General features: G+C 65.9%; 10 protein-coding genes. 6 read left to right on the top strand and 4 right to left on the bottom strand.

Annotated features, from left to right (window positions below):
• Window positions 1–19 precede the first annotated feature (19 nt).
• The 3 genes from benC to benA are packed head-to-tail and all read right to left on the bottom strand — an operon-like array spanning window position 20 to window position 4,615.
• Window positions 20–2,695 (bottom strand): benzoate 1,2-dioxygenase electron transfer component BenC, encoded by a 2,676-nt coding sequence (benC, locus tag AU197_RS11030; protein WP_064402881.1) that lies wholly within the window; start codon window positions 2,693–2,695, stop codon window positions 20–22.
• Between the two features lie 10 nt (window positions 2,696–2,705).
• Window positions 2,706–3,245 (bottom strand): benzoate 1,2-dioxygenase small subunit, encoded by a 540-nt coding sequence (gene benB, locus AU197_RS11025; RefSeq protein WP_064402880.1) that lies wholly within the window; start codon window positions 3,243–3,245, stop codon window positions 2,706–2,708.
• A gap of 2 nt (window positions 3,246–3,247) precedes the next feature.
• Entirely contained in the window at window positions 3,248–4,615 is a 1,368-nt protein-coding gene (gene benA, locus AU197_RS11020) for a benzoate 1,2-dioxygenase large subunit (RefSeq protein ID WP_064402707.1), read from the bottom strand.
• Between the two features lie 235 nt (window positions 4,616–4,850).
• Between benA and AU197_RS11015 the strand changes: the two genes are divergently transcribed.
• The 5 genes from AU197_RS11015 to AU197_RS10995 all read left to right on the top strand — a co-directional run bounded on the left by AU197_RS11015 (window position 4,851) and on the right by AU197_RS10995 (window position 9,091).
• Window positions 4,851–5,762, top strand: a complete 912-nt coding sequence (locus tag AU197_RS11015) for a LysR substrate-binding domain-containing protein (RefSeq protein WP_064402706.1) — start codon at window positions 4,851–4,853, stop codon at window positions 5,760–5,762.
• Entirely contained in the window at window positions 5,759–6,862 is a 1,104-nt protein-coding gene (locus tag AU197_RS11010) for a mandelate racemase/muconate lactonizing enzyme family protein (protein WP_064402705.1), read from the top strand. The genes AU197_RS11015 and AU197_RS11010 overlap by 4 nt, the downstream gene beginning before the upstream one ends.
• Window positions 6,863–6,918: 56 nt before the next feature.
• Window positions 6,919–7,806 carry a catechol 1,2-dioxygenase gene (catA, locus tag AU197_RS11005; protein WP_064402704.1) on the top strand — a complete coding sequence of 296 codons (888 nt, stop codon included), beginning with the start codon at window positions 6,919–6,921 and terminating at the stop codon, window positions 7,804–7,806.
• On the top strand, window positions 7,803–8,084 hold the full coding sequence (gene catC, locus AU197_RS11000; RefSeq protein WP_064402703.1) for a muconolactone Delta-isomerase: 282 nt from the start codon (window positions 7,803–7,805) through the stop codon (window positions 8,082–8,084). The genes catA and catC overlap by 4 nt, the downstream gene beginning before the upstream one ends.
• 158 nt (window positions 8,085–8,242) lie before the next feature.
• The gene (locus AU197_RS10995) at window positions 8,243–9,091 is read left to right on the top strand and encodes a siderophore-interacting protein (RefSeq protein ID WP_064402879.1); all 849 of its coding nucleotides are present in this window, start codon (window positions 8,243–8,245) and stop codon (window positions 9,089–9,091) included.
• A 277-nt stretch (window positions 9,092–9,368) separates the two neighbouring features.
• Here AU197_RS10995 and AU197_RS10990 read toward each other — a convergent pair whose 3' ends face one another.
• Window positions 9,369–11,171 (bottom strand): PE-PPE domain-containing protein, encoded by a 1,803-nt coding sequence (locus AU197_RS10990; RefSeq protein ID WP_231744891.1) that lies wholly within the window; start codon window positions 11,169–11,171, stop codon window positions 9,369–9,371.
• A 384-nt stretch (window positions 11,172–11,555) separates the two neighbouring features.
• On the opposite strand from AU197_RS10990, the gene AU197_RS10985 reads away from it, so the two are divergent.
• Window positions 11,556–12,008 carry a hypothetical protein gene (locus tag AU197_RS10985; protein WP_156434379.1) on the top strand — a complete coding sequence of 151 codons (453 nt, stop codon included), beginning with the start codon at window positions 11,556–11,558 and terminating at the stop codon, window positions 12,006–12,008.
• The last annotated feature ends 30 nt before the right edge of the window (window positions 12,009–12,038 follow it).

Raw genomic sequence — 12,038 nt, 5'->3', positions numbered from 1 at the left:
GCTCGACGGCGCCGCGCAGCTAGCCCTGATCACCACCGGCGACCGGCAGAACGGTGCCGGTGATGTAGGACGCCTCGTCGGAGGCCAGGAAGCAGATGGCTGCGGCCTGTTCGTCGAGTGTGCCGTAGCGCTTGAGCAACGAGGATTCGACCGTCTGCTCGATGTGCGCGTCGAACCACGCCTGCTGCGTCGCGGTTTCCGGATCGGGTGTACCGCGCGAGATCCGCCGCGGAGGCGCCGCGGTGCCGCCAGGCGCGGTGGCGACGCTTCGGATGCCGCGCTCGGCGTACTCCATCGCAAGCGATGCGGTGATCGCGTTGATACCGCCCTTGGCCGCCGAGTACGGGATGCGGTGCACGCCGCGGGTTGCGGCGGAGGAGATGTTGACGATGACACCGCGGCCCTGCCCGACCATCGCGGGCAGCGCGGCACGGCAGGAGTACAGCGTCGTCATCAGTGACCGGTCGATCTCCGCGCGGATCTCGCCCGCGCTGAACTCGGTGAACGGTTTGAAGTTGATCGCGCCTCCGACGTTGTTGATCAACACGTCGACGCGGCCGAACGATGCGATCGCTTGTTCCATCATGGTGTCGGCGCCCTCGGCGTGTTCGAGGTCCGCGGTGACCGCGATGGCCGGGGAGCCCTGTGGCGCAAGCTCATCGGCGAGCTCCTTGACCAGCTCGGAGCGGTCCGCCAAAACCACCGTGCCACCTTCGGCGTGGATGCGGCGGGCCGTGTGCTCACCGATGCCCTGCGCGGCTCCGGTGATCACCACCACCTTGCCTGCGAAGCGGCCGGGCGTGATGAACGCCGGCGTGGCTGCTTCGGCGGCCTCGGCCATGGCGCGGCGCATCGTCTGCTTGGACCGCGCCGCGTGAGCGGTGATCAACGTGCGCGCCGCCTCACGGTCGCCGGATTCGAACGCGGCGACGATGTCGACGTGGTCGGTGGCGCAGCGGGGGTCACACCAGGTCGCGTTGCGCAGCACATCGCTCATCCGGCCCTTGACGTCGAGCGCCTGGTAGGCCTGGAGCAGGTGCGCATTGCCGGTCAGAGCGAAGAGATAGTCGTGGAACGCCGCGTTGGTCTCGGTGTACTGCGCGGCGTCGACGAAACGCTCGCCGTCGACGTACGGCAGCGTCGCCTCCGCGAGAAGGCGGTAGCCGGCCAGTTGCCGGCTCGACAGACGTCCGATCGTCAGCTCCAGCGCGCCCAGTTCGAGCGCCGAACGCGCCTCGAACAAGGCGTCGGACTCGCGCACCTCGGGATGCTCCTCGCCGATCTGGTAGCCGTCGTCGGCGACCACCGGGGCGGTGACCTCGCTGGGGGTGTGAGGGCCAGTGCAGGTTTCGACGTGCGGCAGGACGGTCTGTCCCACCACGCTGCGGGCGCCACACGCCAGCAGGCGGCCGTCGTCGGTGTCGATCGGCCGCCTCTCACCACCGCCGCCGGAGACCATCAATTGGCCTGCGACGCTGCGGATCGCGACGGAATCGTCGGCTGCGGCGGTGCCGGCCGCGGCGGCGAATGTGGTGGCAGGCAGCATCATCTGACCGGCCACCCCGCGGGCGTCGGGTACGGGCAGGATCTCGTCGACCGCCGCGGGCGGGGCCGTGTCGCGGGGCGGCTGTGCCGTCGCCGTGGCGGCGGACGCGGCTCTGGCCAACCCGAACTTCTCGTAGTAGAACCCGGTGGGCTCGATGCCGGACCCGGCCAAATGGCTGCGCACCGCCTCGACCATCGGCGGTGGACCACACAGATAGATGGCCAGGTCGCCGCCGTTGAGGTGGTCGGGTTCGATCAGGTTGGTGACGTAGGCGCGGTCGGGACCCTTGTTCGGTGCCCTGCTGGCGGGGTCGGCGACACAGTAGTCCCACGTGAAATTGGCCAGCGTCGAACCGGTTTCGGTGATCTCGTCGAGCGCGGTGAGGTCTTCGTCGGAGCTGACGCCGTAGATGAGGTGTACCGGCCGGACGCTGCCCGCCGCGCGCATGGTGCGCAGCATGGACAGGATCGGCGCCACACCGGTTCCGCCGGCGAGCAGCAGCACGGGACGATCGGCTTCGCGCAGGAAGAACGAGCCGTTGGGTCCGGTGAACGTGATGCGGTCACCGACAGCCGCGCGGTCGGCCAGATAGTCCGACATCGCCCCACCCGGTGTGAGCTTGATCAGAAAAGTGAGCAACTCGTCGTCGGGTGCGTTGGAGAATGAGTATGAGCGCGTCAGGTCCGTGCCGGGTACCGAGATGTTGACGTACTGACCGGGCAGGAACGCCAGCTCGGCACGGTTGGGGATCTCGATGCCGATCTTGACGGTGGTGGCCGAAAGACGTTCCAGGACAGTCAGTGTGCCGGTATAAGAGGCCGCTTGGGTTTTGGCCGAATCCGAGGTTGCCGCGATCTGCAGCACCAGGTCGGAGCGCGGGCGCATGCTGCAGGGCAGGACGAAACCGGCGGCGGCCTCGTCGGCGGAAAGCGCGTCGTCGATATAGGTCCCGGCGTCATAGCGGCCGGTTTCGCACAGGGCCTTGCAGGTGCCGCACGCGCCGTCGCGACAGTCCAGCGGGATGTTGATGCGTTGACGGTACGAGGCGTCGGCGACGGTCTGGTCGGGACGACAGTTGACGAAGCGTGTGACGCCGTCCTCGAAAGACAGTGCCACAGAGTACGTCGGGGTGTCCTGCAGTTCGGTCATGGTCAGCACCTCAGACGTGGTAGATGTCCACCACGTGGTGGATGTAGTCGTTCTTGAGCACGACCGTCTTGCGGCGGATCAAGGGTTGGTCGCCGGTGAAGTCGATGGTGTAGAAGGACGTGCCGTAGTACGGGTCGATGGTCTTGTACCGGAAATACATGGTGTGCCAGTTGAACCGGACGTCGACCAGGTTTCCGCGTCGTTCGATGACCTCGACGTTGGAGATGTTGTGGCTGGTGCGCGGCTCGGGCAGAGACGTCGCCGACGAACGCTCGGTGCGGATGCGAAACACCCGGTCCTCGAGGCCGCCCTTGTTGGCGTAGTAGATCAGCGAGATGTCGCGCGTAGGGTCCTCGACGAGCCGGTCGTCGTCGGTCCATGCGGGCATCCAGTACTGCACGTCATCGGCGTAGCAGTCCAACCACTTCTCGAACTCGCGGTCATCGAGATAGCGCGCCTCGCGGTAAAGGAATTGCTCGATGGCGTTCTGGGTGATCAGTTTGTCGGCCGAACCCGTTGTCGCGGGGCTCGTTCCAGCGGTGGTCGTCATCGTCACTTCTCCGATTCCTTCTGCAGCGCCTCGCGCATGGTGTGCAGCCAGTAGCCGTGCTGGACGGGGTAGAGACCCTCGTCTTCGTTCTTGACTCCGGCCGATACGACGCCGTCCATACCCAATGAGGTGGCGACCTCGTCGGGCCCGGTCAACCAGTGCTTTGCGCCGCGGCTCATGTCGTTCCACGGGGCGGCTTCGGCGCGGAACGTCAACTGGCACGAGCGGAACTCTTCGAGATCGTCGGGGGTGGCCATCCCGGACGCGTTGAAGAAGTCCTCGTACTGGCGGATCCGTTGCGTCCGGGCAGCGGCGCTTTCGCCTTTCGGTGCGATGCAGTAGATCGTCACCTCGGTCTGGTCGGGCGCGATCGGCCGGAAGTGCCGGATCTGCGTCGAGAACTGGTCCATCAGATACAGATTCGGGTAGACGCACAGGTTGCGAGAACCGCGAACCATGAAATCGCCCTTGGCGTCGCCGTGCGCGGCCTTGAGCTCGTCGAGCTTGTCCCACAGCGGTCGATCCTGCGGGTTGGCGGCCCAGGTCCACAGGCACAGGTGGCCGTGGGGGAACGACCAGTACCCGCCGCCCGACTTGCCCCAGTTGCCCGCGTCGAGAGCCTTGGTGTCGTTCGAGGATTCGCCGGTGCCGCGGCGACTGGTCGTGGCTGCATAGTTCCAGTGCGTCGCGGTCACGTGGTAGCCGTCGGCGCCGTTCTCCGCCTGCACTTTCCAGTTGCCGTCATAGGTGTACGTCGACGACCCCCGCAGCACCTCCAGGCCGTCGGGGGACTGATCGACGAGCATGTCGATGACCTTGGTGGCGTCACCCAGGTGCTCTGACAGCGGCAACACATCGTCGTTGATGCTGCCGAACAGGAAGCCGCGATAGCTCTCGAACCGGGCGACCCGGGTCAGGTTGTGGGAGCCGTTGGCGTTGAACGTCTCCGGATAGCCGGCGCCCTCGGGGTCCTTGACCTTGAGCAGAGCTCCGTCATTGCGGAACGTCCATCCGTGGAAGGGGCACGTCAACGTCATCCGGTTGTCGGTCTTGCGTCGGCAGAGCATCGCGCCACGGTGTGCGCATGCATTGATCAGACAGTGCATCTGGCCGCTCTTGTCGCGGGTGATGACGACGGGCTGCCTGCCGATGTAGGTGGTGAAGTAGTCACCGGGGTTCGCGACCTGGCTCTCGTGGGCGAGGTAGACCCAGTTGCCCTCGAAGATGTGCTTCATCTCGAGTTCGAAGATCTCCTCGTCGGTGAAGATCCGGCGGTTGGCCCGGTAGATCCCGGCCTCGGGGTCGTCGATCACCGCGTCGGACAGCACGGCGGCGACGCGGCTTTTCGGGGCGGATATCGATGCGGTCATGGGGACCTCCAACGGGGGTGGATGTGACGCTTATCTGCACTCTGACAGTGAGTGGCGCCGGTCACACTAGGGTTATGCCTAGTCGTGGCCCAGGTGGCTATTGATAAATGAATCCCCTAAATCAGTCGCTAATAGGTCTTTGTGATCTATCGATCGCACCGTTACCGTCAATGGTGTCGGCGATCACATCGAGGCTCATCAAGGGGGCCGGACACAGCCGGAAGGGAGCGACGCAATGGAGCTGCGGCACCTGCGCTACTTCGCGGCGGTGGCCGAGACCTGCCATTTCGGGCAGGCCGCCGAGCTCCTGCACGTTGCGCAGCCGGCGCTGTCCTATGCCATCCGCCAACTCGAGGACGAGCTGGACGTCACGCTGTTCAACCGGACCACCCGCCACGTGTCACTGACCGCCGCGGGCGAGTTCCTGCGCGACGAAGCCGACCGCATCCTGGACCGGGTCGATGAGGCCCAGCGAGGGGTGCGCCGCATCGCCGCCGGCCGCTCTGGACTGTTGCGACTGGGCCTGACGGGTACCGCTGCGTTCACTCACCTTCCGCGGATGGCCCGCATCCTGCGCCAGGAGCTGCCCGCCCTGGCCCTCGACATCCACGCCGACGTGCTCACGCCCGCCCAGTGCGAAAGGCTGGAGACCGGCGCGCTCGACGTCGGCGTGCTGCGCCCGCCCGCAGTCGGCGACGAGATCGAGCTGCAGACCATCGACGACGAGCCGCTGATCCTGGCCGTGTCCGCCGATCATCGACTGGTCGCCGAGCCCGTCATCTCGCTGGCGGACCTGCGCAGCGAGCCGTTCATCGGCTATGCGGGTCAGGACTCCGCGGTCAACGACACCGTCGTACGGGCCTGCCGCCGGGCCGGGTTCGTGCCGCACCGCGAACACGTCGCCCCCGGCACCGCGGTGCTGCTGGCGTTGGTCGCCGCCGGGCTGGGGGTCGCGATGGTGCCCGCGTCGGTACGGGCGTTGCCGCTGCACGGCGTGGTGTTCCGCGACCTGCTCGACGGCGCGTCGATCGAACTGGCACTCGCGTGGCGCCGGGGCGTCGACAACCCCGTCGTCGACGCCGTCGTGGCCGTCTTGTCGGCGGCATACGCGCCGCCGGTATCCGCACTCAGCGAGGAAGACTCATGAAAATAGTTGCCGTCGAGGCCATTCCGTTCGCGATTCCCTACGTCAAGCCGCTCAAATTCGCCTCGGGCGAGGTGCGCGCCGCCGAGCACGTCCTGGTGCGGGTGCACACCGACGAAGGCGTGGTCGGCGTGGCCGAGGCGCCGCCGCGGCCATTCACCTACGGCGAGACCCAGGACGGAATCCTCGCGGTGATCCGCCAGGTCTTCACGCCGCAGATCGTGGGTCTGACGCTCACCGAGCGCGAAACGATCCACGCTCGGCTGGCCCGTACGGTGGGCAACCCCACCGCGAAAGCCGCTGTCGACATGGCGATCTGGGACGCGCTCGGCCGGACCCTCGGGTTGCCGGTCACCGCGTTGCTCGGCGGCTACACCGACCACATGCGGGTCAGCCACATGTTGGGCTTCGACACGCCGGAAAAGATGGTGGCCGAGGCCGAACGCGTCAACGACGTCTACGGAATCACGACCTTCAAGGTGAAGGTCGGTCGCCGGCCGGTCTCCCTGGACACCGCGGTCGTGCGCGCGCTCCGCGAGCACTTCGGGAACTCCGTCGAGCTCTACATCGACGGGAACCGGGGCTGGACGGCCGCGGAGTCGCTGCGCGCGATGAACGAGATGGTCGATCTGGACCTGCTCTTCGCCGAGGAGCTTTGTCCGGCCGACGATGTGCTGGGCCGCCGCTGGCTGGTGTCGCACCTCGACATTCCGTTCATCGCCGACGAATCCGTGCCGACCCCGGCCGACGTCACGCGCGAGATCATGGGCGGGTCGGCGACCGCGGTCAGCATCAAGACCGCGCGGACCGGTTTCACCGGTTCGCGGCGAGTGCATCACCTCGCCGAGGGACTCGGATTGGAGGTGGTGATGGGAAACCAGATCGACGGCCAACTCGGCACCGCCTGCGCCGTCGCGTTCGGGTCGGCGTTCGAGCTGACATCCCGCCGCGCGGGCGAACTGTCCAACTTCTTGGATATGGCCGACGATCTGCTCGCCACCCCGCTGCGCATCCACGACGGTCAGCTGCACGTGCCTGCCGGACCGGGCCTGGGAATCGACATCGACACCGACAAGCTCGGTCGTTACCGCACCGACAAGTAAGGCTTCCCGCGGTCAGCCCCGGGTGTGAAAGATCAATGGAGAGAAGAGAGCACGACATGACCACCATGGAAAGCATCATCGAGGTTCCGGTCGGCACCGCTACGGCGGCGGCATCGGGCGCATGTGCGACCGAGCGGTTTCACGCCGACAAGTCTCCGTACCAGGCGGTCCGGGACACCCCCAAGGAGCGGGTCAGCCTGTTGGCCCGCGAGGTCCTGTCGGCCGTACACGACACCATCCGCCGCCACCGCGTCACCTACGACGAGTACAACGCGCTCAAGGCGTGGCTGATCGACGTGGGCAACGGCGGTGAGTGGCCGCTGTTCCTCGACGTCTGGGTGGAGCACGTCGTCGAAGAGGTCGCCACCGACCACCGCAAGGGCAACAAGGGCACCATCGAGGGCCCGTACTACGTGCCCGGCTCACCCGAATGTGGTGCGCGCGGGGCGATCCCGATGCGCGACGGCGAGCAGGGCACCCCGCTGGTGTGGGAGGGGCGGATCACCGCGACCGACGGCACGCCGCTGCCGGGCAAGGTCGAACTGTGGCACGCAGACGCCGACGGCTTCTACTCGCAGTTCGCACCGAACCTGCCCGAGTGGAATCTGCGCGGCACCTTCACAACCGGCGCCGACGGGGCGTTCGAGATCACCACCATCCGGCCGGCCCCCTACCAGATTCCGACCGACGGCTCGTGCGGCAAGTTGATCGCAGCGGCGGGATGGCACGCGTGGCGGCCTGCGCATCTGCACGTCAAGGTTTCCGCGCCGGGCTACGAACTGCTCACCGCGCAACTGTATTTCCCCGGCGACCCGCATAACGGCGACGACATCGCCGATGCCGTCAAGCCCGAGCTCGTCCTCGACCCGCAGGGCCAGCCCGACGGCACCCAGAAAGTCGTCTACGACTTCGTCCTCGACCCGGTGGGGAATGATGTCGCGTGATCTTCCACGTACGCATGGACGTCGACCTCCCGACCGACCTCGACCCGCAGCAACGCGACGAGATGGTGGCCCGGGAGAAGCGCTACAGCCAGGATTTGCAACGCGCAGGCAAATGGCCGCACATCTGGCGCATCGTCGGTGAGTATGCGAACTACTCGATATTCGATGTGGAATCCAACGACGAACTGCACCAGATCCTCTCGGGTCTGCCGCTGTTCCCGTACATGCTCATCGAGGTGACCCCGCTGGCGACGCACCCATCCGACATCCGCAACTGAGCGGTGCTGTGCCAGCGGTCGAGAACATCGTGAGCGGGTGCGCCTGCGTGGGCCGTCCGTCGGCCCGGCGACGTGGGCCCCCGGTCGGCGTGGCCCGCTCGTATAGTCGATAAGGCCGACGAATGACCAGGTCGGCCGAGTTCTTGGAGGGATTCTTCGTGGCAGCGCGACCGATACACACCTTTGAAGTGGTGCGTACCGAGCAATTGACACCGCACATGATTCGACTGGTTCTCGGCGGGTCGGGGTTCGACACGTTCACCCCGAACGAGTTCACCGATGCCTACGTCAAGATCGTGATCGTCGATCGCGGCATCGATGTGGCGCAATTGCCGCAGCCGCTGACACTCGACTCGTTCTCGTCGCTGCCGCCGGAGCGGCGGCCCACCGTGCGCACCTACACCGTGCGCAGCGTCGACCCCGAGCGCCGCGAGATCTGCATCGACTTCGTGGTGCACGGTGAGCACGGCGTCGCCGGGCCATGGGCGGCGGCCGCGACCCCCGGTCAGCCCGCCTACCTGATGGGGCCCAGCGGCGCCTATGCGCCCGATCCGGCGGCGGACTGGCATTTGATGGCGGGCGACGAAGCCGCGGTGCCCGCGATCAGCGCCGCGCTGGAAGCGCTGCCGGACAACGCGATCGGGCGAGTTTTCATCGAGGTCGCCGGCCCCGACGACGAGATTCCGCTGAAGAAGCCCGACGGTGTCGAGGTGCGCTGGATCTATCGCGGTGGGCGAGCCGACCTGGTGCCCGAGGATCAGGCCGGTGACCATGCCCCGCTGATCGCCGCGGTCAAGGAGACCCCGTGGCTGCCCGGGCAGGTGCAGGTGTTCATCCACGGCGAGGCCCAGGCCGTCATGCACAACCTGCGGCCCTACATCCGCAAGGAGCGCGGCATCGAGGCGAAATGGGCGTCATCGATCTCCGGCTACTGGCGACGCGGCCGCACCGAGGAGACCTTCCGCCAGTGGAAGACCGAGCTCGCCAAGGCCGAGGCCAGCGCCTGACGAGCGGCCTGGCACGCTGGCCGCATGACGTTCGGTAACTACCAGTTCGGTAGATAACGCCTAGCGCCGACTTACAGACGCGTGCGTTAGATGCCCGCCGTCGGGTTGACTCTCACCCTTGCTCTGACGACTGTCATGGGGGCGTAGGGAGCGTTATGCCCGCTTTTCTCCTCTCTATCACGGGGGTAGCGACCGGAGGATCCGGTTTCCGGACCCGACCGTCGGCGCCCGTCAGGACATCTTGTCCGTCGTCCCATCCCCGCTGGATGGAGCAACATTAGTTACCTGAGCGAGAATCGGAGCCTGCCGACGACGCATCTGATGACGATCGCGAGTCCTCGCCCGCGTCCTCTGCGTCGGCCTCGTTGTCAGCGGTGTCAGGCCGAGTCATCCCGACACCCCCCTCGTCAACCCGGGACGGCTCGACCCGCAAGGAGCCCCGCACCTGACGTCTTACCGGCTCGGCCCGCAATGGATTCCGCACTTGTGGCTTGACCGGCTCGGCCCGTGATGAATCCCGCACGCGAGATTTAACCGGCTGGGATGCCTCGTTTCGCTGTCCGGAGTCGGTCGCAGAAGGCTCGCTCATTACCGATGCCGACCGGTCGCCCACCGGTTCTGCCGGAGCATCCTGAATGGATGTGTCAACCCGTTCGGTCGCTGTCATTGCCGCCGTGGTTGCCGTGTCGACTTCTGCGGTGGACCGGACCTCGGCTTGGGGTGACGCATTCTGCGGTTCGTCAGCAGTGGATACAAGCGCGACGGGTGCGGGGGAGATCGGCGGCGGTGAGACGAGGGCGGTGGCGTTGTGAATGCCCTCGGTCGCAGCAGTGACGAGATCGGTGGCTACCTTCGCGGGATCGAGCCGCGGGATCAGTCGCGCCGGGGTGGGCTCCCACGGCTTGATGCTGCGGTCGTACCCCAGCTCGACGATCTCGCGGACGAACGGCTCGAACACGTCGATGACTGACTCCGGAACACCGGCGATGCGCAGCGGCTCAAATAACGGCAGGTTCTCAGACCGGAAGAAGTAGTAGCTGGTGTCACCGTGCTTGCCGACGAACGCCGGGGAGTTGATCTCTGGGTCCTCGGGGAGGCTGACCTCGCCGAGGTAGAGGTGCACGAAGATCAACCCGAACAGCGCGTTCACGTCCGACACGACGTTGATCGGGTACAGCGGAAAATCGGTGAACCCGTCGTATTGCCGAAAGATCTCTACGGTTTCGAACGGGGTGTCGCTCGGTGCCGGGCCGCTGAATGAGAAGTCGAGAATCGGAATGTACAGCCCGTCGAACCGCGACAACAAGCCACCGTTGGGTAGGTTCGGATCACCGGCCAGCACGAAGTCGATGTCAGGCGGGTTGGGGTCGCCCGCGTACTTCTCCGCAAGCCGTGCCTTGACGACGTTCGCTACGCCCGCGCCCTGCGAGATGCCGGTGACGATGATCGGTTCCCCGGGGTGGTCGGCCAGTTGCTGGGCAATGCGGGCCTCCAGGATGTCGGCACCTTTCCGGATCGACTGGTCGGCGGTGAGGTCGAACAAGCCCGAGAGTTTCCACAGCGGCATCCCGTCCGGGAACTGAGCGGCGATGAGCTTGGGCGAGATGCGTGGGTCCACCGCCGCCAGAGCCGGGCCAATCACGCGGAACACGCCCGTGATTGGCCAGAACTCCTGCGGCGTCGTCACCGGGATGTACTCGATATCGATATCGCGGCCGGAATAGACCGGCGCAACGTACTTGTCTTTGGTCCAGTCGATGATGAACTGGTTCGGGGTCGGAAAGCTGGTCGCGCCGAGGACCAGAGCCGTCGCGTCCGCGGACAGCTCCACCTGTGGCGTCCCTGCCGATGGTGACCCCCAGAAAACAGTCGCCACCAATAAGGCACTCGCGGTGGACGCCAATGCGTTGAACATCATTTTCATTCCTCGAATCGAGCGCCCCCGGCCTCCCTGGCGGGGGCGACTGAATACAAATTGCGGACTTCTCCTTTCGGCGTCAGCAGACGGGTTGTGGCAGCCGCTCGACTTCAGGCTCGCCGGTGATGCGCCTCGATCCAGCAATGTCGATAAACGGAACAAGCGCTTCGAACACCATGAAGGCCGTGGCGGTGGCAGGCGAGTTTGGCCGCTGGGTGCATCGACGCGGCCGCAATGGCAGCGGCAGTGGCACTGACCGCATGGGGCGATGTCTCACGGCGTTTCCTTTCGTCATGCGGAGATCGAAGGTGTGCCTGAAGCCGATGCGCCCCTGCTGAGCAGCAATTCGACGCGAGGCAATGATGGGAACGTAACGGAAATTTTCTCATGTGTAAAGATATATTTTCCAGTTATTTCATCCTGCGCCGGACTTCGCTCAGTAATCACAGGAGAGGGCTGTCCCTTGGTGTGCTCGCCGAATCAGTCCGTGAGAGGGCAGTGGCGGTGGGACACTTGAGCTGCCACCAGCGGATAAGGGAGGCGGCGATGACGACGGTGTTCGTGGTGACGGCGGGCAGCGGCGACACCTACCGCATCGAGCGGATCTACGATGATCGCGAAGAAGCGGATCGGTTCGTGCAGGACTACAACGGCATCGCCCCAGTCCAGTCTGTGCACGTGGAGGAATGGCAGACCGGTGCCCCCCCGAGTGCCTACGATGGCCCGTACTGGCGGGCGTCGTGGTGGGCGCGAGTCCCGGTGAGCAAGCGGCGCGCTGAGCTGCGCCATACCCGTTCTGGCGAGCGCTTCGATGACTTCGATATCCGCCAAGAATGGTGGACAGGCGACGCCCTGCCCGATGCCAAGGTGGTGCGCCGCGAACTTGCGGGAATTCCGCGAGTAGAGGTGGCCGGGCTGTCAAAGGAGAAGGTGGAGGAACTGTTCTGGGACACGATTACACAGGTCAGGGCTGATCTGGCTGGGGTGCCACGGAAGTGATTGCATCTTCTGCACGCAGAATGGAAACGA

The organism is Mycobacterium sp. IS-1590, from assembly GCF_001500025.1.
Taxonomy (GTDB): domain Bacteria; phylum Actinomycetota; class Actinomycetes; order Mycobacteriales; family Mycobacteriaceae; genus Mycobacterium.
Note: the sequence above shows the minus strand (reverse complement) of the source record. Positions and strands in the feature narration are given on the sequence as shown.